The organism is Antribacter soli (assembly GCF_021568775.1).
GTDB classification, from domain to species: domain Bacteria; phylum Actinomycetota; class Actinomycetes; order Actinomycetales; family Cellulomonadaceae; genus Antribacter; species Antribacter soli.
In genome coordinates this window covers 1-26,385 of record NZ_JAKGSG010000052.1, presented here as the reverse complement: position 1 = coordinate 26,385, position 26,385 = coordinate 1, and the positions used below count along the sequence as shown (strand labels likewise).

The window sequence follows — 26,385 nt, the reverse complement described above, 5'->3', positions numbered from 1 at the left end:
TGTCCCGTTCCTCACCGCATCCGGGGCCCCAGCTCGCGCCGGGACCGTAGTGCGGGCCTTGCGTCCAGTAGTGCGCCCCCCACGAGCGGGGGTTGTCCTACCGTACCCCGCGCCCGAGGAGTTCTGGTTCTGGCGCCAGGTGCGGCCTTCCGGCCTGTTGGCAATCACACCGCGTCCAACGTCAGTGATTCGAGCCTTGTTCCCGAAGTACCTCTACGTCAAGACCTGTACAAGAATTTGCCAAGAAGATTCACCCGCCTGTAACGTCCGAAACATCGGGGGTGTCGTGAACGGCACCCTCCGTCGTCGGCGCCCCGAGCATCTCGACCGCCAGCTCCAGCACCCCGCGGGCTGCGTCGCCGATCACCTGTGACCGGCCCCCCAGCAGGTCGAGGCGGCGCACCTCCTCGGCGTCCGGCGTGCTCACGGCGACGTAGACGAGCCCCGGTTCCTTGCCGTCCTGCTGGTCCGGACCGGCGACGCCGGTCGTCGCCAGCCCGATGTCGGCGCCTGTCGCCACCCGCACGCCCGTCGCCATCTGCGCGGCGACCCGGGGGTCGACAGACCCGTACTCGTTCAGCAGGTCGGCGTCGACGCCGAGGATGCCCGCCTTGAGGTCCGTCGCGTACGCGACGATCCCGCCGCGGAGTACGGCGGACGCTCCCGGGACGGACACGAGCGTCGCGGTGACGAGGCCGCCCGTGAGCGATTCGGCCACACCCACGGTCCAGCCGCGCGCGGCGGCCGCCTCGAGCAGCTCCGGCGCGCTCATGCGGCACCCGACCCGGTGCTCTTGGCGCGCAGCGCATCTCGCCGGATCCGCCAGCCCTGGTATGCGTACTCGACGCCGGTGACGACCGTGACGACGATCGCCGCCGCCATGACCACCCACGAGATCACGGTCAGCCACGGCAGGCCGTCACGCGGCAGCAGGAAGCCGATGATCGCCACGGCCTGCAGCACGGTCTTCAGCTTGCCGCCACGCGAGGCCGGCATCACGGCGTACCGCAGCACTGCCATCCGCATCCCGGTGATCCCGAGCTCCCGCACGAGGATGACCACCGGCACCCACCACGGCAGCTCGCCGAGCGGCCACCACAGCAGGACGAGCGCCGCGCCGACGAGCAGCTTGTCGGCGATGGGGTCGAGCAGCTTGCCGAGATCGGTGATCAGCCCGCGGCTGCGCGCGAGGTAGCCGTCGACCTTGTCGCTCAGCGCGGCGACCAGGAAGATCGCCGTCGCGACCAGCCGCCACGTCACGGAGTCGCCGCCCTCGGCGAGGAGTGCCCACGCGAAGACCGGGACGAGCGCGATGCGGATCATCGTGACGCCGTTGGCGATGTTCCATGGTGACGGCTCGGTACTGACCATTGGTCCAGCCTATCGGTGGGTCAGGGTTCACCCGGACCCACGCCCGCCGGCCCGCGAGTGGACCGGCAACCACTACGATCGCGACCATGGCGCATGTCCGGCGATCCGGGCCATGGGACCGCGGTGCTGCCGCGGCCGCCCTGGTCATAGGCATGCTCACGGGGATCGCGCTCACGAGTGCGGCCTGCGGCCCCGCACCCGCGGACGCGTCCTCGGCCAGCACGACGCCGGAACCGTCGCGCCAGCCGATGCCGGACCTCACGACTCCCGCCGCCTCACCGGCCGCGCAGACCGCCCCGGGGGGTGCGGGACCCGGCCCCGCCCCTCAGCAGGTGCCGTCGCCGCCGACGGAGCGCCCCGCGACCTTCACGATCCTCGCGGGCGGCGACGTCCTCCCGCACGCGCCGGTCACCACCTCGGCGTCGCGTGGAGGCGTCCTCGACTTCTCACCCCTGCTTGCCGGGATCGATGCGTGGGTGCGTGGCGCGGACCTGGCCCTGTGCCACCTGGAGGCGCCGGTCGCCCCGCCCGGGACCGCGGCCAGCGGGTATCCGCTCTTCGGTGCGCCGCCCCAGCTCGTCACCGACCTGCAGGAGCAAGGCTGGGACGGCTGCTCCACGGCGTCCAACCACGCGGTGGACCGCGGCTTCGGGGGTGTCACAGCGACACTCGACGCCCTGGACGCCGCCGGGATGGGCCACACCGGCACGGCACGCGACGCCGTCGAGCAGGCGCAGCCGCAGCTGTATGTCCTGGAGCGGCGCGGTCGGCAGCTCACGGTTGCTCACCTGGCCAGCACGTACGGCCTCAACGGCCTCCAGATCCCCGAGGAGGCTCCCTGGGCCGTGGACCTGACGGACGTGAACCGTCTCGTCGCCCAGGCGTCGGCGGCCCGCGCGGCCGGAGCGGACCTCGTCGTCGTGAGCCTCCACGAGGGCGTCGAGTACGTCCAGGATCCCACCGCGCGGCAGCGTGAGGTCGCCGGGCTCCTGGCGGCGTCGGGCCAGGTGGACCTGCTGGTGGGACACCACGCGCACGTGCCCCAGCCGGTCGAGCACCTGCCGGGCGGACCGGGGGACGGGGGCATGTGGGTCGCGTACGGGCTGGGCAACCTGATCTCGAACCAGGGCAAGGACTGCTGCGATCCGCGCACCAGCTCCGGCCTCCTGCTGACCGTGACCGTGACGCAGGAGCCGCGCGGGCCCGCTCGCGTCACCGGCGCCGGGTGGACGGCGACCACGGTGGACCTGAGAGCCGGGCACCGGCTGCGCACCATCGCCGACGCCCTTGCCGACCCGGCCTCCGGCACTCTGTCCAAGGAAGAGCTGATCCGGCGCCAGGACCTCGTCCGCGCGGCGGCCGGGACGCAGGCGCCGGAGCTCGTCGCCCCGCCGACCCCGACGGGCGACCCGCCCGTGGTGACCCGCAGCCCGTGACGCCGCCGACCCGGCGGGCCTGCTCTCCGCAAGGTGACCCTGCGCAGGATCAGCGCAGGTCGTCTGCGTCGTCGTAGTACTCCTTCGCCACGGGCGGCAGGTTACCTGCGGTGCCCTCGGCGTACGGGTCGCCGTACCCGCCGGTTCCCCGGGCCTGGGCGCCCCCGGGCCCGGGCGAGGCGCCGGCCGAACCGGCCGCGCCGCCGTCGGACACCCCGGCCTGGTCGAAGAGCTGGGGGCCGTCGCCGCGGATGAGGGCGAGCGCCGACGGGAGGTCGTCCGGGGTGACGAGGACGTCGCGCGCCTTGGAGCCCTCGGAGGGCCCGACGATCTCACGCGACTCGAGCAGGTCCATGAGGCGCCCCGCCTTGGCGAACCCGACGCGCAGCTTGCGCTGCAGCATCGAGGTGGAGCCGAACTGCGTGGTGACCACGAGCTCCGCGGCCTGCAGGAGCAGGTCGAGGTCGTCGCCGATGTCGTCGTCGATCTGCTTCTTGGTGGCCGCGACCGTGACGTCCTGCCGGTACACGGGCTTGAGCTGCGCCTTCACGTGCTCTACGACGGCGTGCACCTCGGACTCGGTGACCCACGCGCCCTGGACGCGCATCGGCTTGGCCGCGCCCATGGGCAGGAACAGCGCGTCACCCTGGCCGATGAGCTTCTCCGCGCCCGGCTGGTCGAGCACCACGCGCGAGTCGGTGACCGACGACGTCGCGAAGGCGAGCCGGGACGGCACGTTGGCCTTGATGAGGCCCGTGACCACGTCCACCGACGGACGCTGCGTGGCCAGCACGAGGTGGATGCCCGCGGCGCGTGCGAGCTGCGTGATGCGCTGGATCGACGACTCGACGTCGCGCGGGGCCACCATCATGAGGTCGGCGAGCTCGTCGACCACCACGAGCAGGTACGGGTACGGCGCGATCTTGCGCTCGGACCCGGGCAGCGGCTTGACCTTGCCCGACCGCACGGCCGCGTTGAAGTCATCGAGGTGCTTGTACCCGAACGCGGCCAGGTCGTCGTAGCGCGCGTCCATCTCGCGTACCACCCAGTCGAGCGCCTCGGCGGCCTTCTTGGGGTTGGTGATGATGGGCGTGATGAGGTGCGGGATGCCCTCGTAGATCGTGAGCTCCACGCGCTTGGGGTCCACCAGCACGAGCCGCACCTGCTCGGGCGTGGACCGCATCAGGATCGACGTGATCATCGAGTTGATGAAGCTCGACTTGCCGGCCCCCGTGGCGCCCGCGACGAGGATGTGCGGCATCTTGGCGAGGTTCGCCATGACGTAGCCGCCCTCGACGTCCTTGCCCACGCCCATGACCATGGGGTGCTCGGTGCGCCGGGCCGCCGACGAGCGCAGCACGTCGCCCAGGACCACCGTCTCGCGGTCGGAGTTCGGGATCTCGATGCCGATCGCCGACTTGCCCGGGATCGGCGACAGAATCCGCACGTCGGCGCTCGCCACCGCGTACGCGATGTTGTTCGACAGGGACGTGATGCGCTCGACCTTGACCTTGGGCCCGACCTCGACCTCGTAGCGCGTGACCGTCGGCCCGCGCGTGAACCCCGTGACGCGGGCGTCGACGTCGAACTGCTCGAACACGCCCGTGAGCGATTCGACCACGCGGTCGTTCGCGGCGGAGCGCGTCTTGTGCGGCGGTCCCGCCACCAGCAGGTCCTCGTCGGGCAGCACGTAGACGGTGTCGCCGTCGAACATCGGCTGCTCGCCGCGGGGCAGCGGCGAGCTCGCCTCAGGCAGGCGAAGCTCGCCGGCCGACGCCGGCCGCGCGCCCGGCGTGGGCAGCGCACCTTGGTCGCCGCTCGCCGCGCCGGCACCGACGGGGAGCACCTGGGTGGTCGCCTTGTCGCCGCGGGTGTCCGCCCTGGCCACGCGTGCGGCCTCGGCCTCGCGTTCCAGCAGCGCGGCCTTCTCGAAGGCCTCGTCTCCTGCGAAGCCCTCGAGCTTGGCCCGCTCCGCGGCGGCCTCGGCGCGCGTCGGGCGCTTGCGCCCGGTGCGGGACCGGGTCGGCTCGGTTCCGTCGTGCCTGGACACGCCGTCGGCGAGGGCCAGGGCGTCAGGGCCTTCGGGATCCGCGGCGCGGTGGTTTCCCGTCAGCAGGTCGTAGATGCCGCGCAGCCGATCCGGGATCCGGTGCACGGGAGTGGCGGTGACGACGAGGACGGAGAAGAGGGCGAGCAGCACGAACAGCGGGACGGCGAACCACTCGGTCAGGCCGGCCACGACGGGCGTCGCCGCGAGGTAACCGATCACCCCGCCCGCCTCCCGGACGCCCTCGAACCCGCCCGACAGCCCGGGTGCCCCGTTCGCGACGTGCACGAGCGCGCACACCGCGATCGTCAGGAGCGTCACGCCGATCGCGACGCGCCCGTTGGCCTGGGCGCGCTCGGGGTGGCGCATGAGCCGCACGCCGAGCCACACGAGCAGCACGGGAAGGGCGACCCCCGCCAGCCCGAGCGTGCCCGCGACCACGGCGTGCACGCCGTCGCCGAAGGCCCCGTCGATCCCCCACCATTCGCGGGCCGCGACCACCACGGCCAGCGCCACGAGGAAGAAAGCGAGGCCGTCCCTGCGGTGCTCGGGGTCCAGGTCCTGCGCCCCCTTGCTGATCGAGCGCGTCACCCCGCCGACAGTGTGGGCCACGCCCAGCCAGGCCCCGCGGACCGCCCGGACCGGCCACGACGGGCCGGCAGGGGCCGCGGGCGCGGCGGCGGGGCGGGCAGCCGGACGCTGGGACGTCCTGCCGCCCGAGGTGCGCTTCGCGGCGGACTTCTTGGTCGCTCGCGGTGTCGTCGTGCGGGTCGCCATGATGTGCTCACCGTACCGGCGGCTGCTGACAGTCCACGGCAGGCCTGCCCGGTGTGTCCTCTAGCCGCTGCGCCGCCCTCGGGCGCCTGCCTCAGGCGGTCAGCAGGCCGACCCCGAGCGTCACCACGCCCGACGCGATGAACACCGCCCCGACGGGGAACAGCACCGCCGCACGGTTCGGTCGCATGCGCCCCGCACCCATCGCGGAGAAGAAGAAGCCCGCGGGCATGACGATCGCCGCGCACAGCACGCCCGTGGCCGCGACCCACCGCGCGAACCCGGTCAGTGAGGTCACCTCGGTGAGCAGCACACACAGCAGGCCGAGGATCACGAGCACGCCGGCGTGCGCATGGCCCGCGCGGTAGAAGGCCCTCTGGAAGTCGGTCGCGGGCGCCTTGCCGCGGGCGACGGCCAGCAGGAAGAACCCGCCCGACTCGATGGTCACGACGGTCAGCAGGACGACTCCCGCGGTGACCCGGGCGGCGTCGGTGAGCTCCAGCATGGTGGTCCCCTCGGTCCGGCAGCTGCTTGGTGGCTGTCGCGTCCGCGATTTGCGAACACTGTTATAAAACACCGTTCGCAAACCGGCGTCAAGCCTCCTAGACTCGCCGCATGGCACGACCCCGGCTGCACGACGACGCACTGCGCACCCGCCTCCTCGAGGTCGCCTCCCGAGCGATCTCGTCGGGCGGCGAGGCCGCCGTCACCGTTCGCACCGTCGCCACCGAGGCCGGGACCAGCCCGTCAGCCGTCTACGCGCTGTTCGGGTCACGGGAGGACCTCGTCGCCGCCGTCAGCGAAGAGGGGTTCCGGCGCTTCGCCACGCACCTGGGCGCCGCGCCGCGCACCGACGACCCCGGCGCCGACCTCGTCGCCCTCGGCCTCGCCTACCGGGAGAGCGCCCTGGCCGACCCGCACTTCTACCGCGTCATGTTCGACCGGGCCGTGCCGCCCGAGGCGCGCACCGGAGTGGCCGCGGACGCACGCGAGGCGGGCGGGCCGCCGTCGGGCACCGCGGCCGACGGCGAGACGTTGCCGGTGCCTGCCACGCAACGACCCACCTTCGGCGTGCTGCGCGACGCCGTCGCGCGGGTCCTCGGCGGCGCCCCGCCCGAGCGTGTCGAGAGCGCCGCCGTGGGCCTGTGGGGACTGGTCCACGGGCTGGTGACCCTGGAGCTTGCGGGGCTGCTGCCGGGTGACGCCGCGACGCGCGAGCGGCGGTACGCGGAGGCCGCGGGGACGGTGGGCCCTGGCCTGCTGCGGGCGGACCCCGTCAGGCCGTGACGGTCCCCCGGACGCCGTCCGGGTGCGGGACCGCGCGGTAGACCCGGAGCGACGCGACCAGCAGCCAGGCGAAGCCGGCCACGACCGCGAGCCACAGGAGCACCATCCCGCTCGGCCCCAGCACGACGCCACCGAGGAAGCCGACCAGCACGACCGCCCCGGCCGTCCTGGAGACTGCCGCCGCTCCCCGCTCCCCCTGGCGGGACAGCCAACCACCGAGCAGGAAGGCCGCGACCGTGAGCGACACAAAACCCACCCCGCCGAACGCGAGGTGCAGCAGGCTCGACAGGGACGGCGTCGTCGTCTCGGGTGCGCCCGCCGGGAAGCCCCCGATCGGGTCGGGAGGGAAGACCGCGCTCGCGACCATCGACACGCCGAAGATCGCCACGGCCACGCCCGCGCCCCGCGCGCCCGCGCGAGCCAGGCCAACCCCCGCCGCCAGCACCATGAGTCCGCTGAGGCCCAGGTTGCCGGTCTGCATCCAGCCGCTCTCCCCGAGCATGAGGACGCTCAGGGGGTGGGTCGAGAAGTCGAAGCCCTTGCGGGTCAGGGCCAGCGTGAGCCCGACGACCAGGTAGAACGGGCCGGCCACGACGCCCCAGCCGAGCAGCGACCGGGTGACGGCCGCGCCCATGTCGAAGGCGCCGGAGCGGGCGGGACGGGCGGTGCTGGACATGGTGGCCTCCCGGGGTCGGTGGCGCTCGTGCGCCTCGTCAGGTGGACGAGGCGCGGCCGCGGAACTCATCGCCGGGCGTCGGGCGCCGGACGATGCCCGGCTGCAGAATCAGGCAGCGAGGGCCGCAACCCGAGCCCGCTGCCTGGCGGCGACCTCCCGGACGATCCGGACCCACAGCGCCCCGGTGGCCGCCGTCAACGCGGCGAGAGCGGCCTCGAGCCACGGCAGGTAGGACGCGTACTGGGCGCTGTCGCTCAGCGCGAACCCCGCGACGACGACGTAGATCGCGACGGCCACGACATCAGTGGTGAGGAACCATGCCCACCACGCGCCGGCGCCCCGGGCCGCCGGGCCGACCGTCGCCCGGTGGACGTCGCGCACCACCAGGTACGGATACCAGAAGTTGACGATGGGCAGGAACCAACCGGTCCAGATGAACGCCTGGTGCTTGCGGTGGCGGTACCGCGGCGGGAGCGCTTCGGCGAGCCGCCGGCTGCGCCCGAGCCAGAGGCAGCCGACGACGAATGCCCTGATCTGAACCACTGACAGAAGGTTGTTCACCCAGCTGTACGGACGATCGGGCTCTCGAGATAGGTGAGGCCGCGCGCCGCATACTCCGTCACGACCCGCGCCTCACCGAAGGAGGCCGCGAACGAGCAGACCGCCAGCGCGACCCACACCCAGGCGATCACCTGGGTCGCGGACGCGAGGCCCCCGGGAACGGGCGGCAGAGGCGCGGGCGCCTGCGGCTGCCCGGCGGGACGGGTGTGCAGGTCGGTCATCGGTGGCTCCTTCGTGGCAAGCGCCCGGACCCTATCGGACATTTCGCAGCCCGACGGTCGGCCCGCGGCGGTCAGGCCGCCGGCGCCGCGACCCGCGCCCGCTGCGCGGCGGTGATCTCCCGGATGAACGCCACCCAGAGGTACCCGCCGACGGCGGTCACCGCCGCGGCGATGGTCTCGACGACGGGGAACGCCGCGACCGCCCCGACGTCCAGCGGGTCCGTCCCCAGCACGCCGCCCAGGAGCCGGCTGCCGATCCGGTCGAGGAAGACTGCCAGGAGCCAGCAGGCCCACCACAGCCCCAGCCCTTCCCGCAGGAGGCCGTTGACCGTCGCCCGGCGCACATCCCGCACCACCTGGTAAGGGAACCAGAGCGACACCACCGGTACCACCCAGCCCAGCCACACCCATACCCGGCCACGCTCCTGCCGCGCGGCCGGCGCCCACGTCTCGGCGAACACCCTGCTCCGGTACAGCCAGAGCACGCCGACGACGTAGCTCGCCACGACGAGCGGCACAAGGAGCAAGGCCACGCCGTCGTAGGCGACCCAGCCCGCCTCGGTGTAGCTGAGGCCCTGCTCGGCCGCCTCGGTCCAGGTCCCGAGACCCGCCCAGGCCGACAGCGCAGTGATGGCCCGGAGTCCCACGTAGGCCCACGCCAGCACAGCCGCCGCCGTCGCGAGGACGCCGGGCACAGTCGGGAGGACGCCGGGCACAGTCGGGAGGACGCCGATCGCAGGCGCGTACGGCCCGGGCGCGCCGTATGCCGGGACCGGCACCGCGGCGGGGACGCCGTAGGAGGGTGCGGGAGTCGCTGCCGCCGGCGTCGGCGAGCCGTAACCGGGCGCTCCGGAAGACCCGCCGGGCGGTGCGAAGTGCCCCGCCCGCGGGTCCGCGCCCTCGCTCCCGTTCGCGCCGGGCAGGGGTGCAGGAGGCGGGGTGTCTGTCAAGGAAGTGCCTTCGTTCGGAGCGGCGTTGCGTCCCGAACAGTACAGATCGTCACGGTCCGTCCGACGAGCTATGGCGGGTGAAACCCCACCCAGACCCGTAGAGACGCCTGTGGCGGGCACCCGGCCCCTTGGGATCAAGGGTCGTCTACCCGCCACAGGCGTATGAACGAGGGCTACGCCTCCACGACAACCGGCACGATCATCGGCTTGCGCCGTAGGCGCGTGGCCACGAAGCGGCCCACGGTGCGGCGCATGACCTGCTGCAGCTGGTACGTGTCTGACGCGCCACCCTCGATCGCGTTCTCGAGCGCCGTCGTGAGCTCGGGCAGGACCTTCTGGAACACCGCGTTGTCCTCGGCCATACCGCGGGCGAGGATCTGCGGGCCGGCCAGCACCTTGCCGGTGGCGGTGTCGATCACGGCGAAGACGGACACGAAGCCCTCCTCGCCGAGGACACGCCGGTCCTTGAGCTCGGCATCGGTGATCGTGCCCACCGACGACCCGTCGACGTACACGTAGCCGCACGGCACCGCGCCGACGACGGACGCCCGGCCGTTGACGAGGTCCACGACCACGCCGTCCTCGGCCAGGATGACGCGGTCAGCAGGCACGCCGGACCGGACCGCGAGCGCCCCGTTCGCGACCAGGTGCCGCACCTCGCCGTGCACCGGCATGACGTTGCGCGGCCGCAGGATGTTGTAGCAGTACAGGAGCTCGCCCGCGGACGCGTGCCCGGAGACGTGCACCTTCGCGTTGCCCGAGTGCACCACGCGGGCGCCGATCCGGATCAGCCCGTTGATGACGCGGAACACCGCGTTCTCGTTGCCCGGGATCAGCGACGACGCCAGGATCACCGTGTCGCCGTGGCCGACCTGGACCTTGTGGTCGCCGTTGGCCATGCGCGACAGCGCCGCCATGGGCTCGCCCTGGGAGCCGGTGGACATGTAGACCACCTGGTCGTCGGGCAGCTCGGCGGCGCGCCTCTGGTCCACGAGGACGCCCTCGGGCACCGTGAGGTAGCCGAGCTCGGACGCGATGCCCATGTTGCGCACCATCGAGCGACCCATGAACGCGACCTTGCGGCCGTGGTTGTGCGCCGCGTTGAGCACCTGCTGAACGCGGTGCACGTGCGAGGAGAACGACGCGACGATGATCCGCTTGTCCGCCTGCCCGAAGACGGTGTCGAGGACGGGGCCGATCTCGACCTCGGGCGTCACGAAGCCCGGGACCTCGGCGTTGGTGGAGTCGACCATGAACAGGTCGACGCCCTTCTCGCCCAGGCGGGCGAACGCCCGCAGGTCCGTGATGCGCCCGTCGAGCGGGAGCTGGTCCATCTTGAAGTCGCCCGTGTGCAGCACGGTGCCGGCCGCGGTGGTCACGGCGACGGCGAGCGCGTCCGGGATGGAGTGGTTCACGGCGACGAACTCGCACTCGAACACGCCGAGCTGCTCGACCTGCCCCTCCTTCACCGCGAGGGTGACGGGCGTGATGCGGTGCTCCTTGAGCTTCGCCTCGACGAACGCCAGGGTCAGCTGCGACCCGACCAGCGGGATGTCCTGCCGCAGGCGCAGCAGGTACGGCACGGCACCGATGTGGTCCTCGTGCCCGTGCGTCAGCACGATCGCCTCGATGTCGTCGAGGCGGTCCCTGATGTACTCGAAGTCCGGCAGGATCAGGTCCACGCCGGGCTGGTTGTCCTCGGGGAAGAGGACGCCGCAGTCGATGACCAGCAGCCGCCCCTCGTGCTCGAGAACCGCCATGTTGCGTCCCACCTCGCCGAGCCCACCGAGGGCGACGACGCGCAGCCCGCCCGCGGGCAACGCGGGGGGCAGGGACAGTTCGGGGTGAGGATGACTCACTTGGCCTCCAAGGCCTCGTTCCTACAAAAGTCTCAGTGCCCGCCGGTGCCCGCCTTGGCGTGGCCGGCCGCAACGGGCAGGAGCCCGGCCTGCGCGAGGACCACGCGCAGGGCCGCGACGTCGTCGTCGCTCGCCTCCACGAGGGGCAGGCGCATGGTCCGGTGCTCGAGGACGCCCTGCACCTGCAGAGCGGCCTTGGCCATGACGGCCTGGAAGCCGGCGCCGTTGAGGGCGTCGATGACGGGGATGATGGTGCGGAAGATGTCGAGCGCTCCGGTGTGGTCGCCTTCGTCCCAGTGGCGCACGACGTCGGCGAACCGGGCGGCCGCGACGTGCGCGGACACGGACACGACGCCGGCGCCGCCGTGGGCGAGGAACGGCAGCAGCAGGCCGTCGTCGCCCGAGTACCAGGCCAGGCCGGTCGCGTCCATGAGCTTGGCCGCCGCGTACACGTCGCCCGTGGCGTCCTTGTTCGCGACGACGCGCGGGTGCGCGGCGATCCGGTCGAACGTGGCGGGCTGGATGCGGACCCCGGCACGGCCGGGGATGTCGTACAGCATGACGGGGAGGTCGGTCGCGTCCGCGACCGCGGCGAAGTGCCGGTACAGGCCCTCCTGGCTGGGGCGCGAGTAGTACGGCGAGACGACCAGCAGGCCGTCCGCACCCTCCTCCGCCGCCTGCTCCGCCATGCGGATCGCGTGGACCGTGTCGTTCGAGCCCGCGCCCGCGACGACCGCGGCCCGGTCGCCGACGGCCGCGACGACGGCCGCGACGAGCTCGGCCTTCTCGGGTGCGTGGGTGGTCGGCGACTCGCCCGTGGTGCCCGACAGGACGAGGCCGTCGTTCCCGTCGTCCACCAGCTTCTTCGCCAGCTTCACCGCGGCGTCCAGGTCGACGGCGCCGTCGGGCGTCATCGGGGTGACCATCGCGGTGAGCACCGCGCCGAACGGGCGCGCAGGAGCGCCGAGGGTGGCGACAGGAAGGACCATGGGTCCACGGTACCGTCTGGCACCGACAAACCTGGAGACCGGTCCCTGCGGTCCGACGCCGATGTCACCCACCGCCGGAACCGCAGGCCGCCGCGGGAGCGGGCAGGTCAGCGCTCGACGAGCACCCCGTCGGGGTCCGCGTGGACCGTCGCCCCCGGACGGAAGACCACGCCGCCGATCTCGACCGGCACGTCCACCACACCGGTGCCCATCTTGGACGACTTGCGCGGGTTGGTCCCCAGCGCCTTGACCCCGAGCGGGAGGCTCGCGAGCACCACAGAGTCGCGAACTGCTCCGTGGATGATCACGCCGGCCCAGCCGTTCTCGATGGCCGACGCCGCCATCAGGTCGCCCATGAGCGCGGAACGCAGCGACCCTCCGCCGTCGACCACGAGCACGGCGCCGTCGCCCGGCGTCGCGAGCACCGACCTCACCAGGCCGTTGTCCTCGAAGCACCGCACGGTGCGCACCGGGCCCGAGAACTCGGCGACCCCGCCGAGGTCCCGGAGCTGGAGGGAGAGCGAGGCGAGCGCCTCGCCGTGCTCGTCGTACAGGTCCGCCGTCGCTGCCATGGCCGGGACTGTAGCCGACGGCGGGCCCGGGTGGCCCCGCGAGCGGTCTGCGGCGGCCCACTGTCGAGCGCTCCGCGCCCAGGTCCATACTCGGAGCATGACCGCGACGACGCTCTCCCCAGCCCTCGTGGCGCACCTGCCCACCGGCGTCCTCGTGAACGGGCAGTGGGGCCCGGCCTCCGGCCGCGGCAGGTTCGAGGTGCGGGACCCGGCCACCGACGAGGTCCTCTTCGACGTCGCCGACTCGAGTCCCGACGACGCCCTCCGCGCCCTGGCCGCCGCGGACGCCGCGTTCCCCGCCTGGCGCGCGACCCCGCCCCGCGTGCGGTCGGAGGTGCTGCGCGGCGCGTACGAGCGGATCACCGCCCGCGCCGACGACCTCGCGGCCCTCATCACCGCCGAGGCGGGCAAGCCCGTCGCCGAGGCCCGTGCCGAGGTCCTCTACGGAGCCGAGTTCTTCCGCTGGTTCGCCGAGGAGGCCGTGCGTTCCGACGGCCTGGTGCGCACGGCGCCGTCGGGCGCCAACCGCCAGCTCGTCCACCGCCGGCCCGTCGGCCCGGCCCTCCTCATCACGCCGTGGAACTTCCCCATCGCGATGGCGACCCGCAAGATCGGTCCGGCGCTCGCGGCGGGTTGCACCGTCGTGATCAAGCCGGCCCGCCTCACCCCCATGACGACGATGCTGGTCGCGGAGATCCTGCGCGAGGAGCTCGCCGCGCGCGACCTGCCGACGGGGGTCGTCAACGTCATCCCCGCCTCGTCGGCCGGGCCGGTCACCGCCCCGCTGATCGCCGACCCGCGTCTGCGCAAGCTGTCGTTCACCGGGTCGACGCCGGTGGGCTCGCTCCTGCTGGAGCAGGCCGCGAAGCAGGTCCTCAAGTGCTCGATGGAGCTGGGCGGCAACGCGCCGTTCGTCGTCTTCCCCGACGCGGACCTCGACGCCGCGGTCGAGGGCGCGCTGGTCGCCAAGCTGCGCAACGCCGGCCAGTCGTGCGTGGCGGCCAACCGCTTCCTCGTGCACGACGACGTCGCGCGCCCCTTCGCGGAGAAGCTCTCCGCGGCCTTCGCGGACCTCGTCGTCGGCCCCGGCTACCGTCCGGACGTCCAGGTGGGACCCCTCATCGAGTCCGCCGCCGTGGACAAGGTGGCCGAGCTCACGCAGGACGCCGTGGACCGCGGCGCGCAGGTCCTCGTGGGCGGGGAGCGCCAGGAGGGTCCGGGACACTTCTGGCAGCCGACCGTGCTCACCGGGGTGGACCGCCGCGCGCGCGCGGTGCACGAGGAGATCTTCGGGCCGGTCGCCCCGATCGTGGCCTTCGGTTCCGACGACGAGGCGGTCGAGCTCGCCAACGACACCCCGTTCGGCCTCGCCGCGTACGCGTACACCACGTCGCTGTCCCGGGCGATGCGCGTCATGGACGAGATCGAGGCCGGGATGATCGGCATCAACCGCGGCCTGGTGTCCGACGCGAGCGCGCCCTTCGGCGGCCTCAAGCAGTCCGGCCTGGGCCGCGAGGGCGGCGACGAGGGCCTGGCGGAGTACCAGGAGACGATCTACGTCGCCCTCTGACGCGGGCCGCCGGTAGAAGCCGCGGGCCGCCGGTGGAACCTGCCGAGGTTCACCGCCCGCGCCCACGACTAGGGTGGGTCCGTGGCCCTGTTCCGTGAGACCGCCGACGTCTCCGTCCGACCCGCCGTCGACGGCGACGAGTCCGCCGTGACCGACGTGCAGGTCTCGGCCTGGCGCGCCGCCGGGCTGCTCGGCGACGCCGTGGTCGACTCGCTCGACACCGCCCGCATGCGCGAGCGCTGGGGCGCCGCGATCGACGCGCCTCCCGCGCCGGGCTTCGCAGTGCTCGTCGCGATGGACGGCCCGCGCGTGGTCGGGTTCGCCGCCGTCGCGCCGGGGCAGATCCTGTCGCTCGAGGTCGAGCCCGGTCACCAGCGGGCGGGGCACGGGTCTCGCCTGCTGGCCGCCGCCGTCGACCGGCTGCGGGCCGACGGCGCCACCGAGATCGTCACCTGGGCGCTCGAGGGCGACACGCCCCGCGAGACGTTCCTCGCCTCCGCGGGGCTCGGCACGGACGGGCTCACGCGGACGCTCGCCACCGGCGCGCGCGAGGTCGTCGAGCGGCGCTGGTCCGCGGCGCTCTAGCCTTCTGGTCGCACGAGTCTGCGGTTCCGCTCCGGGCGGGATCCTCGCTCCCAGCCGCGCTCCGGGGTTCCCAGGAAGTTGTGCGGCAAGCGAACGCGAGGGTTCACGCCGCCGTGACACACCTGGAACACGACGCTGCGACGATCCGGAGATGGGGATCCTCACCGAGTACTTTGCGGCGCCGACCGACGACGCCGCAGCCACGGTGCTCCACGCGCCGGGCGGGCCGTCGGCCCCGGACCGTCGTACGGACCAGCCGCCGTTCGACGCCGTCGGGCTGCCGTCGATCGACCCGTTCGTCATGCTCGGCACCCTCGCCCAGGTGCTCTCCGGCCGCCCGTACGGCGAGGTCACGGCTCATCCCCGGCACGGCGCGCTCGTGTGCAGCGGGGGCGACGAGGGGCCATGGATCGTCACCGTCTCCGAGGACCTGGTCGCCGACCTCGTCGCAGCACCGTCGAGCCGGCTCGCCGAGGCCGCGCGGACCTGGGCCCGTACGACCGGCGCCACCGTGCCGCCGCACCGGCTCGTCGCGGCGGTGCTGGCCCTCGCAGCGCTCGCGGGCCGCGCGTCGGCCTCGCGGCAGAGCCTCTACTGCTGGACGAGCCTGGAGGACTGAGCGCCCGCGAGCATCGCTGCGGTCAGGGCGCGCCGGTGCGGAACAGCGGTGCTGCCCGGCGCAGGGCCTCGCGGGCACGCTTCCGGTCGCCCGCGGCGTCGTAGGCGAAGGCGAGGTGGTACCAGGCGCGCCAGTCGTCGGGCGCGGCCTCGACGGCCTGCCGGCGCGGCTCGAACGCGGCGTCGGCGGCGGCCCGGTCGATGCGGCCGCCCGGCGACCGGGGCAGGTCGTCCACGGGGAGGTCGCCGTCGGCGGCGAGGGTGTCAGCCATCGCCTGGACCGTCCCGGCGAGCCGGTACTCGACCGCGATCAGCCCGATCACGACCAGCGGCAGGATCAGGACGGCCACGCCGATGGCGACCAGCACGGGTTCGCCGGTGCGGATCATCGCGATCCCCCGGCCCGCGATCTGCCAGACGTACAGCGCGAGCAGCGCGGTCACCGCGACGGCCCCGGCCAGCCCGCGCGGCAGCCGTCGCCGGGGCTTGTCCGGGCTGCCCGTCGCCGGTCGCTCGCCCGGCCGGGGGTCGCCCTGCTCGGGCGTGGCCGGGCCGTACGCCGGCGTCTCGTCTCCCGCGTGCGCCCCACCCGGGGTGCCGGGACCGTCCGGGGTGCGCGGGACGTCGTCGGGCACAGGAGCGGTCACGACAGGTCCAGCACGTGCTCGAGGCCGACCGTCAGGCCGGGCCGCGACCCGACGGACCGGACCGCCAGGACGACGCCCGGCATGAACGACGCCCGGTCGAACGAGTCCTGGCGGATCACGAGCTGCTCGCCCTCGTTCCCGAAGAGGATCTCCTCGTGCGCCACGAGGCCGCGCAGCCGCACGGCGTGCACCCGCACGCCGTCGACGTCGGCGCCGCGCGCCTCCCAGCCGCTCTCCGTGGCGTCGGGCGACGGCCCGAGCCCTGCCTCGGCCCGTGCCCGGGCGATCGCCGCCGCGGTGTGCCGGGCGGTGCCGGACGGTGCGTCCACCTTGTTCGGGTGGTGCAGCTCCACGACCTCGGCCGACTCGAAATAGCGGGCGGCCTTGGCGGCGAACGTCATGGCGAGCACGGCCGACAGGCCGAAGTTCGGGGCGATCAGGACGCCGAGACCGCCGAGACCGGCGGCGGCGCGCTCCGCGTTGACCCGGCCGAGGTGCTCGGTCACGCGTCCGCGCGACGCGTCGTCCCAGCCGGTCGTGCCGACGACGGCGTGCACCCCGGCGTCGAGCAGCGCGTGCACGTTCGCCTCGGTCACGGACGGGACCGTGAAGTCCACCGCGACGTCGGCGCCGGCGAGCGTTCCCGCGCCCGGCGCGTCGCCGCGTCCGAGGCGCGCCACGAGCTGGAGGCCGTCGGCCGCCTCGACGGCCGCGCAGGTCTGGGCTCCCATGCGGCCGGATGCGCCCAGCACCGCCACCCTGATCAGGTCACTCACGATCCACCACCCTAACCCGCCGCGGCATTCCGGCCGCACCGGCCCCCACTCGCCCGCACAGCGCTGTGGGCGGAGCAGGTGCCGGGACGCTGATCCGCGACCCGGCACCTGCTTCGCCCACAGCGGGCATGCTCAGTCCCCGAAGGGCCCCACGCGAACCAGCGACCGCGGGCGGCCCGCCAGCTCCACCGCCAGATCCTGCACGTCGGCGACCGTGACGGAGCGGATGAGCTCCAGCGACTCGGCGACGGACAACAGCTCGCCGTACACCAGCTCGGCCTTGCCGAGCCGGCTCATGCGCGACCCGGAGTCCTCGAGCCCGAGGACGAGCCCGCCCGCGAGCTGCCCGATCGACCGGTCGAGCTCCGTCGACGTGATGCCGTCGGACGCGAGGCGCTCGAGCTCCTCGATCAGCAGCTCGGTCACCTGGTCGACCCTGGCGGGCGCACACCCGGCGTAGAGGCCGAAGGTGCCCAGGCCGCCGTGGCCGGACGCGAACGAGTACGTCGTGTACGCCAGCCCGCGCTTCTCGCGGATCTCCTGGAACAGGCGGGACGACATCCCGCCGCCCAGGACGGCGTTGAGCACGGACAGCGCGAAGCGGCGCTCGTCCGTCGCGGCGAGGCCCGTCGAGCCGATGACGATGTTCGCCTGCTCCACCGGGCGATGGATCGTCAGGGACACCCCCACGGAGGGGACGCCGTCCGAGGACGCCTCCCCTGACCGACGCTCACGCGGCGCGACCGCCTCGTCGAGCGACCATCCGCCGATCGTGAGCGCCGTCGACACCTGGTCCACGAGCTCCTCGTGGGAGACGCCGCCCGCGGCGGCGACCACGAGCGTCTCCGGTCGGTAGTGCCACCGGTAGTGCTCCCACACTGCGTCGCGCGGGACGGCCTTGATGGTCTCCGGCGTACCGCCGATCGGGCGGCCCAGCGGATGCTTGCCCAGCACGGCGGCCGTGAACTCCTCGTGCGCCACGTCCGACGGGTCATCGTCGTTCATGGCCAGCTCTTCGAGGATCACGCCGCGCTCGGTCTCGAGCTCGCCCTCTTCGAGGCGGGCCGAGGTGACCATGTCGGAGATGACGTCGACCGCCATGGGTAGGTCGGTGTCGAGCACGCGCGCGTAGTAGCACGTGTGCTCCTTACCGGTGGACGCGTTGGCCTCGCCGCCGACGGCGTCGAACGCCTCGGCGATGTCCATGGCCGTGCGGCGCGTCGTCCCCTTGAAGAGCAGGTGCTCGAGGAAGTGCGTCGAGCCGAAGTGCCCGTCGGTCTCGTCCCGGGAGCCGACGCCGACCCAGGCGCCCATGGTGACCGAGCGCAGGCCCGGCATCTGCTCGGTGAGCACACGGACGCCGCCGGGGGGGGGGGGGGGGCGGGGGGGGGGCCCCCCCCCCCGCGGGGGGGTGGCTGCCCCCCGGCCGGCGGGGGGCGTGGGGGGCGCCCGGCCTCCCCCCCCCCCCCCCCGGGGCGGTCAGCTCGGCACCGGGCTCGCCCGCAGGGACGAGCGGCAGGTGCCAGGTCATGTCAGGCGTCCGCGGACACGGTGGCGTCGGCGGAGTCGGCCGAGTCGGCCGTCTCGGAACCGGCGTTCTCGTCCTCGTCCGTGACGGCGACCAGGGACAGCTTGCCGCGCGGGTCGATCTCGCCGATCTCGACCTGGACCTTCTGGCCGATCGAGAGCACGTCGTCGACGTTCTCCACGCGCTTGCCGCCCACCAGCTTGCGGATCTGGCTGATGTGCAGCAGCCCGTCCTTGCCCGGGGACAGGGAGATGAACGCGCCGAAGGACGTGGTCTTGACCACGGTGCCGACGAAGCGCTCGCCCACCTCGGGGACGTGCGGGTTGGCGATCGCGTTGATCGCCGCGCGGGCGGCCTCGGCCGACGGGCCGTCGGTGGCGCCGATGTACACGGTGCCGTCGTCCTCGATGGAGATGTCCGCGCCCGTCTCCTCCTGGATCTGGTTGATCATCTTGCCCTTCGGGCCGATGACCTCGCCGATCTTGTCGACCGGCACCTTCACCGTGATGACGCGCGGGGCGTTCGGGGACATCTCGTCCGGCGTGTCGATGGCCTCGGCGATGACGTCGAGGATCGTCAGACGGGCGTCACGGGCCTGGGTCAGCGCGCCGGCCAGGACCGAGGCGGGGATGCCCTCGAGCTTGGTGTCGAGCTGGATGGCCGTGACGAACTCGCGCGTGCCGGCGACCTTGAAGTCCATGTCGCCGAACGCGTCCTCGGCGCCCAGGATGTCCGTCAGCGCCGCGTAGCGGGTCTCACCGTCGACCGTGTCGGAGATGAGGCCCATCGCGATGCCGGCGACGGGGGCGCGCAGCGGCACGCCCGCGTTGAGCAGCGACAGCGTCGAGGCGCAGACGGAGCCCATGGAGGTGGAGCCGTTCGACCCGAGGGCCTCGGACACCTGGCGGATCGCGTAGGGGAACTCCTCGCGCGACGGCAGCACCGGCACCAGGGCACGCTCGGCGAGCGCGCCGTGGCCGATCTCGCGGCGCTTGGGCGAGCCCACGCGACCGGTCTCACCGGTGGAGTACGGCGGGAAGTTGTAGTTGTGCATGTACCGCTTGCGCGTCTCCGGACCGAGCGAGTCGATCTGCTGCTCCATGCGGAGCATGTTCAGCGTGGTGACACCCATGATCTGGGTCTCGCCGCGCTCGAACAGGGCGGAGCCGTGCACGCGCGGGAGCACCTCGACCTCGGCCGAGAGCGTGCGGATGTCGGCCAGGCCTCGGCCGTCGATGCGGACACCGTCGGTGAGGACGCGCTGACGCACGAGCTTCTTCTGCAGCGAGCGGTACGCGGCCGACAGCTCCTTCTCGCGGCCGTCGAAGCCGTCCTGGAGCGTGCCGAGCATCGAGGCCTTGATCTCGTCGAGGCGGTTCTCGCGCTCCTGCTTGTCGCCGACGGCCAGGGCCTCGCGCAGCTCGCCGGACACCGCGGCCTCGACCGCGTCGAAAGCGTCGGGCTGGTAGTCCGGGAACACCGGGAACGCCTGGACCGGCTTGGCTGCCTGCGCAGCGAGCGCGGCCTGGGCCTCGCACAGCGCGCGGAGGAACGGCTTGGCAGCCTCGATGCCCTCGGCCACGACCTCCTCGGTCGGGGCGACGGCGCCCTCCTCCTTGATGAGCTTCCAGGAGTTGTCGGTGGCCTCGGCCTCGATCATGGCGATAGCCACATCGGTCGAGCCGTCGTCAGCCGTCACCACACGCCCGGCCACGACCATGTCGAAGACCGCGCGCTCCTTGTCGGAGTACTTCGGGAACGCGACCCACTGGCCGTCGACCAGGGCGATACGCACGGCACCGACCGGGCCGGAGAACGGCAGGCCGGAGATCTGCGTCGACGCCGAGGCGGCGTTGATCGCCAGCGTGTCGTACGCGTCGTCCGGGTGGATGGCCAGGACGGTGATGACGACCTGGACCTCGTTGCGCAGACCCTTGACGAACAGGGGGCGCAGCGGGCGGTCGATCAGGCGGCAGGCCAGGATCGCCTCGGTGGACGGACGTCCCTCGCGGCGGAAGAACGAGCCGGGGATACGGCCCGCGGCGTACATGCGCTCCTCGACGTCCACCGTCAGCGGGAAGAAGTCGAACTGGTCCTTGGGGTGCTTGCCGGCCGTCGTGGCCGACAGCAGCATGGTCTCGCCGTCGAGGTAGGCGGCGACGGTGCCGGCGGCCTGGCGTGCCAGGCGGCCGGTCTCGAAACGCACGGTGCGCTTGCCGAAACGACCGTTGTCGATGATCGCCTCGGCGAACTGGATCTCGGGACCCTCCATGGGTGCCCTCCATTCTCTTCGAAGCACCGCCACTCCCGACGGTCTTCGATCGAGGTCCACCGAACAGCGTGTTCGGGAGGCCACTACCGAGGACCGGGCGAGTTTGCGGCGGTGCAAGGGGTGTTGGTACTACAGGTACATCTCACCAGACCAGCCCGGCCCCTGCGACAGGGACCGGGCTGGTGAGGGACGTGATCAGCGGCGCAGACCCAGGCGCTCGATCAGCGAGCGGTAGCGCGCGATGTCGATCTTCTGCAGGTAGCCGAGCAGGCGGCGGCGCTGACCGACGAGCAGCAGCAGACCACGACGGCTGTGGTGGTCGTGCTTGTGCTCCTTGAGGTGCTCGGTCAGGTCCTTGATGCGCTGGGTCAGCATCGCGATCTGCACCTCCGGCGAACCGGTGTCGCCCTCGCGGGTCGCGTACTCGGACATGATGCGCTGCTTGGTGGCAGTGTCGAGCGGCATTGGCTCTCCTCAGGTGTCGTTGCGCGGTGCTCCGGGACTGGTTTCACCGGGGCGCTCTCGATCCGCGGCCGTTCAGACGGCCTTCCTACCTTACACGCTGAACGACGGCGGAGGCTCGCCCTGCACTGTGACGTCGCCCTGGTAGGGACGTCGTAGGCAGGCCTGGCCTCCGCCGTCGGACCTGTCGGATCAGGAGAGGCCGTCGTGCCCGGCGCGGTGTCCCCCGTCCGTGCGGAAGACCGGCGCGCCGTCCGCCGCGTGCGCCACGGGCAGGACGCCCGCGAAGCGCATCAGGTCGGGCAGCGTGGTGATCATGCTGCCGTCCTCGAGGCGGACGCCGTCCGCCGGCGACCAGCCCCCTGCGTGCCGCACGTACGAGTCCCGGTCCTCGCGGAGCAGGTAGACGAACGTCTCGCACAGGATCCGGCTGCCGACCTCGCCCAGGAAGTTGCCGTTCCCCTGGACCTCCGCCTCCTTGAGCACGTAGTACCACAGCGGCGTGCGGCCGCCGAGCGCGTCGAGCGCGTCCGAGACCCCCTGCGACGCCCCCCGGCGCAGCTGGGCGGGCGTGAGCGGCTCGAGGTGCAGCGCCCGGGCCACGTTCTCCCCCGTCGGGATCGCCAGCATGTAGCCCCGCAGCAGGTTCCGCTGGGCGAGCTGGCGGAGCAGCCCGGGCGGGAGGTTGCGCATCTCCCCGAGCCCGCGGGCGAGGAACGCGTCGATCTTGCGCGCCCCGTGCCCCGGGTCGGGGTCGCCCTTGTCGGTGAACCTGGTCCAGTCGATCGGCCAGTTCGACGGCAGCGACGGACCCATGCCGCCGCCACCCGTGAACTGGAACAGCTGCTCCAGGCTGGCGAACGGCCGCGCCCCGCCGGCGCCGAAGTTGACGTTGTAGTCGTATCCGTTCCGCACCATCGAGTGCCCGAACCGGAACGCCGCCACCGCGAACTCGAGCGGCATGGAGATGCGCCGGAAGGGTCGGAACAGCAGGTTGCCGGTGAGCGTGACCTCGTCGAGGACCCCGGGCTTGGTGAGGGTGCGCAGGTAGTCGTTCGCCACCAGCCACTGGTGGTGGAAGCGGACCAGCTGCTGGGCGCGGTCGAAGAGCATCCGGTCGTCGGCCGCGAGGAGCGGCTCCGTGCGGGCGACCCAGTCGACCACGGCGTTGTGGAACCGGATCATCGCGACGTGGAACTGCGCCACGACGAGGTTCTCGTCGTTGCGGTCGTCCGGCACCAGCGGCGCACCCGTGCCGGAGCGGGGCAGGTCGCGCTGGGCGTCGTCACCCGGCGCGACGAGCTGGAAGCCGGGGATGGGCGTCGTGGCGACCCGGCCGAGCCGCAGCTTCGGCGAGCCCGGCACGTAGGCGGCCTCGCTCCGCGTGGTCCCACGGTCCGGCTCGCCCGCGAACCTCGGGCCGGAGCCGTAGAGGCTGTCGAGGTTGAGCATGGGGTGGCGTCCGTTGTGCAGGCTGCGCACCACCACGTTCGGGGCGAAGACGCGAAATGGCGCCGTGTCGATGTTGCCGAGGGCCTGGTCGCCGCCCGCCCCCGAGGTCGCGTCCGGGCCGTTCGTGTTGAGCGTGATGTCGTGGTCGATGAACTGGCCCCAGTACGTGTAGACGGCGGGGACCGTGGAGTCGCCCTGCGCCGCCGGGGGGCCCGGGGGATCGATCATCGCGGTGCCGAGCGCCAGGAGCCCCTGGCGGACCGCCTCCGTGTCCTGGCCCAGGTGCGCGCGGGGGAAGCGCGCCCGCAGGCTGCGGAACACGTAGTCGAACGACGTCGTGGCGTCGAACCGGTGGTTGCGCAGGTCGCGACGGATCGCCCGCTCGGTCGCCGGCATGAGGGTCGCCTCGTGGGTCGCCGGGTCCGCGGGCTTGCGCACGGTCCCGTTCGGGACGAACGTCCCACCGTGCCCGATGTTGCGCACGGTACGCCCCACCGGCGTCTGGGACAGGTCCTCCTGCTCCAGCGGCGCGTTGTCCACGAAGTCCGGCAGTGCAGGCGGCGCGGCCTCGGCCGCGTCCACGGGCGGGAGTGCGATCTCCGGTGCGTCCGGCGGCGCTACCGGCGGCGCGGCCTGCGGTGCGGCGGGCACCGGCGCGGCGGCGGCCGCCTCGTCGCGTCCGCCGGCGGTGCTCCTGTGAGCCTCCATGACTCCTCCTCCTCGGTCTGTGACGTGGGTCACGCTCAGAGGGAGGGGCGCGAGAGCGTTCCAGGACACTCGCCGGTCGAAAATACCCCGGAAATCCCGGCCTGGAGGTTGCGCATTACCGACATCTACGCTATATACGGCATCGGACGCGGTGGGGGGGTGAACCCCGCGACCCCCCGACCTACGCCCGGGGCTCGAGGATCGCCCGTGCGCGCGCGACGTCGTCGTGCATCGTGGCGATCAGCTCGTCGATGCCGTCGAACCGCAGGGTGGGGCGCAGGTGCTCCACGAACTCCAGGACGACCTGCTCGTCGTAGAGGTCGAGGTCCGTGCGGTCCAGCACGTAGGCCTCGACGCGGCGCTCCACGCCGTCGAACGTCGGGTTGGTGCCGATCGAGATCGCGGCCGGGAGCACGCAGTCCGGGTGCTCGCCGTCCAGGGTGGGGCGCAGGAGGCGTCCCGCGTAGACGCCGTCGGCGGGGACGAAGCCCTCGATCCCGCCGAGGTTCGCGGTGGGGAAGCCCAGCTCGCGGCCGCGGGCGTCGCCGTGCACGACGGTGCCGCGCACCCGGTGCCAGCGGCCCAGCACCTGCGCGGCGGAGGTGACGTCGCCCTCGGCGAGCGCCGCCCGCACTGCCGTGGAGGACCAGCGGTGGTGGTCGTCGCCGCCGACGTCCTCGATCGCGACGACCTCGAAGCCGTGCTGGCCGCCCAGCTCCACCATGGTCGCGAGCGTGCCGGCGTTCTGCTTGCCGAAGCGCACGTCGTGCCCGACGACGACCGTCCGCGCGCCCAGCCCGTCCACGAGGTAGCGGGCGACGAACTCCTCGGGGGTCTGCGCCGCGAAGTCGAGCGTGTACTCGACGAGCAGCACGGCGTCCAGACCGGTCGCCTCCAGGAGTGCGAGCCGGTCGTCGAGGCCGGTGATGAGCTCGGGCGAGCTGTCCGGGCGGTGCACGGCCGCGGGGTGAGGGTGGAACGTCACCGCCACGGCGAGCGCGGCGTCGGCGCGGGCGAGCTGCACGATACGCCGCAGCACCGCCTGGTGCCCCTTGTGCACGCCGTCGAAGTTGCCGATCGTCACGACCGACGGTCCGAACCCGGCGGGGACCTGCTCCAGGTCCGTCCACAGCTGCACTCGTCGAGCTCCCTTACACACGCATGCGGATCGCACCGGCGACGGCCGGCAGCGCTGGTCCAGCGTGCCACGCCGAGGCCCCCGGCGCGGAATCGGTACCGCGTCGCTACTCCGGCGGGCCGAACACGAAGCCCGTCACCCGCTCCTCGCCGAGCACCCGGCGCACGGAGACGTCCAGGACGTTCGCCAGGTGCCCCAGCTCGGACTCGGTCATGGACGAGCCGAGCAGCTGGATGTGGCGCTCCCCCGACCGGCGCCAGCCCAGGTGCCCGGGGTCGACCGGCTCGGGCACCCAGGTCGTGCGGACGGCGGGGTAGCGCGTGCGCACGAGCAGCCGGCCTTGCATGGCCCGCACGGTCAGGTAGGAGTCCTCGAAGGCGACGCCCAGCTCGAACTGACTGTCGGGCCACCAGGTCAGCGCCGCGACCAGCGACGACAGCAGCGGGACCGAGCACGCGGTGCCCTCGACATCACCGTCCGCGATGTCAACGCTCACGTCGCGGCCGACCATGGCAGGCAGCGCCCGCACGACCGAGCCGACCTCGTCGATTCCTGCCGCGATCCGGAGCGCCACCGGCACAACGTACCAATCGGACATGACGCCGGGTATCACCCGTCCGCTGTGCGAACGTCGGCGGTCCGACCGCGACCCCCGACGGGCCGGGAATCGTGCCTGGTCAGCCCGCTGGAGCGAGCACCAGCACCGGCTTGGCGACGTCCTCGCCGCGGCGCCGGGCGTCCTGCAGCAGCGCGACGAGCTCGCCCGACCGCGCCAGCGCCGCCACCACCTCGGGCCGTCCGGACGGGGTGACCGCCTGCCCGTAGCCGAGGGCCCGCACCTCGAGGTCGTCGAGCTCGCGCACCGGGAAGATGGCCCGGGCTGCGTCGGCCAGGGGCAGGGTTGCGAGGACGCCGTCGGCGTCGGCCTGCGCCTCGAGCTCCTCCAGGGTGCGCGCCCCGTCGAGCCCGTAACCGCCCACGCGGGTGCGGCGCAGCATCGTCAGGTGCCCGCCCGTGCCGAGCGCGACGCCGAGGTCGCGCGCCAGGGCGCGCACGTAGGTTCCCGAGGACACGGTGACGCGCACGTCGACGTCGACCACGGGCACCTCCAGCTGCCCGATCCCTTCGCCACCCGGGATGGCCGGAAGGCCGTCGGCGTCCGACTCGGCGACGGCCGCGTCCTCGGCGGGATGGGCGCTCGCGGCGGGCGGGACGTCGTCGGGCAGCGTGGCCGTGGCGGCGCGGACCGCCAGGACCTCGAAGCGCGAGACCGTGACGGGACGTGCGGCGAGCTCGACCTCCTCCCCCGCGCGGACGCGCGCGTAGGCGCGCTTGCCGTCGACCTTGATCGCGGAGACGGCGGTCGGCACCTGGAGGATGTCGCCGGTGAGCGCCGCGACGGCCGCGTCCAGCGCGTCGCGCGGCACGTCGGCCGCGCCGGGAGCCGCAGTGGCCTGTCCCTCGGCGTCGTCCGTGGCGGTCACCACGCCCAGTCGGATCGTCGCCTCGTAGTCCTTGTCGGCGCCGACCACGTACGTGAGGAGGCGCGTCGCCCGGCCGATACCGATCACGAGCACCCCCGTCGCCATCGGGTCGAGGGTGCCGGCGTGCCCCACCTTGCGCGTCCCTGCCAGGCGCCGCATCCGCCCGACGACGTCGTGGCTGGTCCAGCCGGCGGGCTTGTCGACGACGACGAAGCCGTCGGCCGCCGTCGGACGGCGTGCTGGTGCGGAGGTCGGGGGCGTGGCCATGTGCCCCAGTATCGCCCGGTCCACGCCGGTGCGCCGGACTGCTGGTGGAACGTGGCGAAGCGGGCCGGGCCCCCGGGGGGGGGGGGGGGGGGGCGCCCCCCCCCGCCGCCGGGGGGGCGGGGGCTGGCGGGGGGG

Annotated in this window: 24 protein-coding genes and 1 pseudogene; 5 read left to right on the top strand and 20 right to left on the bottom strand. The window is 73.2% G+C overall.

The window, feature by feature from the left end:
* Positions 1–250: 250 nt before the first annotated feature.
* Together L1785_RS18525 and pgsA are read right to left on the bottom strand one after the other, a co-directional pair.
* Entirely contained in the window at positions 251–772 is a 522-nt protein-coding gene (locus L1785_RS18525) for a CinA family protein (RefSeq protein WP_236090779.1), read from the bottom strand.
* Positions 769–1,371 (bottom strand): CDP-diacylglycerol--glycerol-3-phosphate 3-phosphatidyltransferase, encoded by a 603-nt coding sequence (gene pgsA, locus L1785_RS18520; RefSeq protein WP_236090778.1) that lies wholly within the window; start codon positions 1,369–1,371, stop codon positions 769–771. The genes L1785_RS18525 and pgsA overlap by 4 nt, the downstream gene beginning before the upstream one ends.
* 86 nt (positions 1,372–1,457) lie before the next feature.
* On the opposite strand from pgsA, the gene L1785_RS18515 reads away from it, so the two are divergent.
* Positions 1,458–2,807: a CapA family protein gene (locus tag L1785_RS18515; RefSeq protein ID WP_236090777.1), complete on the top strand. Its 1,350-nt coding sequence runs from the start codon at positions 1,458–1,460 to the stop codon at positions 2,805–2,807.
* A gap of 49 nt (positions 2,808–2,856) precedes the next feature.
* Here L1785_RS18515 and L1785_RS18510 read toward each other — a convergent pair whose 3' ends face one another.
* Together L1785_RS18510 and L1785_RS18505 are read right to left on the bottom strand one after the other, a co-directional pair.
* Entirely contained in the window at positions 2,857–5,631 is a 2,775-nt protein-coding gene (locus L1785_RS18510) for an FtsK/SpoIIIE family DNA translocase (protein ID WP_236090776.1), read from the bottom strand.
* A 91-nt stretch (positions 5,632–5,722) separates the two neighbouring features.
* Positions 5,723–6,133: a hypothetical protein gene (locus L1785_RS18505; RefSeq protein WP_236090775.1), complete on the bottom strand. Its 411-nt coding sequence runs from the start codon at positions 6,131–6,133 to the stop codon at positions 5,723–5,725.
* Between the two features lie 110 nt (positions 6,134–6,243).
* Here L1785_RS18505 and L1785_RS18500 point away from each other — a divergent pair, with 110 nt between their 5' ends.
* A complete protein-coding gene (locus L1785_RS18500) occupies positions 6,244–6,915 on the top strand; it encodes a TetR/AcrR family transcriptional regulator (RefSeq protein WP_236090774.1) in 672 nt (223 codons plus the stop codon).
* On the opposite strand, the gene L1785_RS18495 is transcribed toward L1785_RS18500, so the two are convergent.
* From L1785_RS18495 to rraA, 7 genes are all read right to left on the bottom strand, one after another.
* Entirely contained in the window at positions 6,905–7,591 is a 687-nt protein-coding gene (locus L1785_RS18495; protein WP_236090773.1) for a DUF998 domain-containing protein, read from the bottom strand. The two genes, L1785_RS18500 and L1785_RS18495, sit on opposite strands and share 11 nt — an antisense overlap.
* A gap of 108 nt (positions 7,592–7,699) precedes the next feature.
* Entirely contained in the window at positions 7,700–8,134 is a 435-nt protein-coding gene (locus L1785_RS18490; RefSeq protein WP_236090772.1) for a DUF4328 domain-containing protein, read from the bottom strand.
* Positions 8,135–8,148: 14 nt separating this feature from the next.
* Positions 8,149–8,373, bottom strand: a complete 225-nt coding sequence (locus L1785_RS18485) for a hypothetical protein (RefSeq protein ID WP_236090771.1) — start codon at positions 8,371–8,373, stop codon at positions 8,149–8,151.
* Positions 8,374–8,444: 71 nt separating this feature from the next.
* Positions 8,445–9,323 carry a DUF4328 domain-containing protein gene (locus L1785_RS18480; protein WP_236090770.1) on the bottom strand — a complete coding sequence of 293 codons (879 nt, stop codon included), beginning with the start codon at positions 9,321–9,323 and terminating at the stop codon, positions 8,445–8,447.
* Between the two features lie 173 nt (positions 9,324–9,496).
* Positions 9,497–11,182, bottom strand: a complete 1,686-nt coding sequence (locus L1785_RS18475) for a ribonuclease J (protein WP_236090769.1) — start codon at positions 11,180–11,182, stop codon at positions 9,497–9,499.
* Positions 11,183–11,214: 32 nt separating this feature from the next.
* Positions 11,215–12,171: a 4-hydroxy-tetrahydrodipicolinate synthase gene (dapA, locus tag L1785_RS18470; protein ID WP_236090768.1), complete on the bottom strand. Its 957-nt coding sequence runs from the start codon at positions 12,169–12,171 to the stop codon at positions 11,215–11,217.
* 107 nt (positions 12,172–12,278) lie between these two features.
* Complete coding sequence (gene rraA, locus L1785_RS18465) at positions 12,279–12,743, bottom strand: ribonuclease E activity regulator RraA (protein ID WP_236090767.1); 465 nt, start codon at positions 12,741–12,743, stop codon at positions 12,279–12,281.
* A 97-nt stretch (positions 12,744–12,840) separates the two neighbouring features.
* On the opposite strand from rraA, the gene L1785_RS18460 reads away from it, so the two are divergent.
* The 3 genes from L1785_RS18460 (at position 12,841) to L1785_RS18450 (ending at position 15,517) form a co-directional block, all read left to right on the top strand.
* Positions 12,841–14,313: an NAD-dependent succinate-semialdehyde dehydrogenase gene (locus L1785_RS18460; RefSeq protein ID WP_236090766.1), complete on the top strand. Its 1,473-nt coding sequence runs from the start codon at positions 12,841–12,843 to the stop codon at positions 14,311–14,313.
* An 81-nt stretch (positions 14,314–14,394) separates the two neighbouring features.
* The gene (locus L1785_RS18455; protein WP_236090765.1) at positions 14,395–14,898 is read left to right on the top strand and encodes a GNAT family N-acetyltransferase; all 504 of its coding nucleotides are present in this window, start codon (positions 14,395–14,397) and stop codon (positions 14,896–14,898) included.
* Positions 14,899–15,049: 151 nt separating this feature from the next.
* The gene (locus L1785_RS18450) at positions 15,050–15,517 is read left to right on the top strand and encodes a hypothetical protein (protein ID WP_236090764.1); all 468 of its coding nucleotides are present in this window, start codon (positions 15,050–15,052) and stop codon (positions 15,515–15,517) included.
* Between the two features lie 22 nt (positions 15,518–15,539).
* Here the strand turns inward: L1785_RS18450 and L1785_RS18445 are convergent, their stop codons facing one another.
* The 9 genes and pseudogenes from L1785_RS18445 to truB form a co-directional block, all read right to left on the bottom strand.
* Positions 15,540–15,989 carry a tetratricopeptide repeat protein gene (locus L1785_RS18445; RefSeq protein WP_236090796.1) on the bottom strand — a complete coding sequence of 150 codons (450 nt, stop codon included), beginning with the start codon at positions 15,987–15,989 and terminating at the stop codon, positions 15,540–15,542.
* A gap of 170 nt (positions 15,990–16,159) precedes the next feature.
* Positions 16,160–16,939, bottom strand: coding sequence for a 4-hydroxy-tetrahydrodipicolinate reductase (gene dapB, locus L1785_RS18440; protein WP_236090763.1), 780 nt, complete (start codon positions 16,937–16,939; stop codon positions 16,160–16,162).
* Between the two features lie 132 nt (positions 16,940–17,071).
* Positions 17,072–18,470 (bottom strand): annotated as a pseudogene (locus tag L1785_RS18435) (M16 family metallopeptidase).
* A 1-nt stretch (position 18,471) separates the two neighbouring features.
* Entirely contained in the window at positions 18,472–20,739 is a 2,268-nt protein-coding gene (locus L1785_RS18430) for a polyribonucleotide nucleotidyltransferase (protein WP_236090762.1), read from the bottom strand.
* Positions 20,740–20,934: 195 nt separating this feature from the next.
* The gene (gene rpsO / locus L1785_RS18425) at positions 20,935–21,204 is read right to left on the bottom strand and encodes a 30S ribosomal protein S15 (RefSeq protein WP_236090761.1); all 270 of its coding nucleotides are present in this window, start codon (positions 21,202–21,204) and stop codon (positions 20,935–20,937) included.
* Positions 21,205–21,393: 189 nt separating this feature from the next.
* On the bottom strand, positions 21,394–23,361 hold the full coding sequence (locus L1785_RS18420; RefSeq protein ID WP_236090760.1) for a peroxidase family protein: 1,968 nt from the start codon (positions 23,359–23,361) through the stop codon (positions 21,394–21,396).
* Positions 23,362–23,542: 181 nt separating this feature from the next.
* Positions 23,543–24,499, bottom strand: coding sequence for a bifunctional riboflavin kinase/FAD synthetase (locus L1785_RS18415; protein WP_236090759.1), 957 nt, complete (start codon positions 24,497–24,499; stop codon positions 23,543–23,545).
* A gap of 106 nt (positions 24,500–24,605) precedes the next feature.
* A complete protein-coding gene (locus L1785_RS18410) occupies positions 24,606–25,073 on the bottom strand; it encodes a hypothetical protein (RefSeq protein ID WP_236090758.1) in 468 nt (155 codons plus the stop codon).
* A gap of 103 nt (positions 25,074–25,176) precedes the next feature.
* Positions 25,177–26,250: a tRNA pseudouridine(55) synthase TruB gene (gene truB / locus L1785_RS18405; RefSeq protein ID WP_236090757.1), complete on the bottom strand. Its 1,074-nt coding sequence runs from the start codon at positions 26,248–26,250 to the stop codon at positions 25,177–25,179.
* Positions 26,251–26,385: the final 135 nt, after the last annotated feature.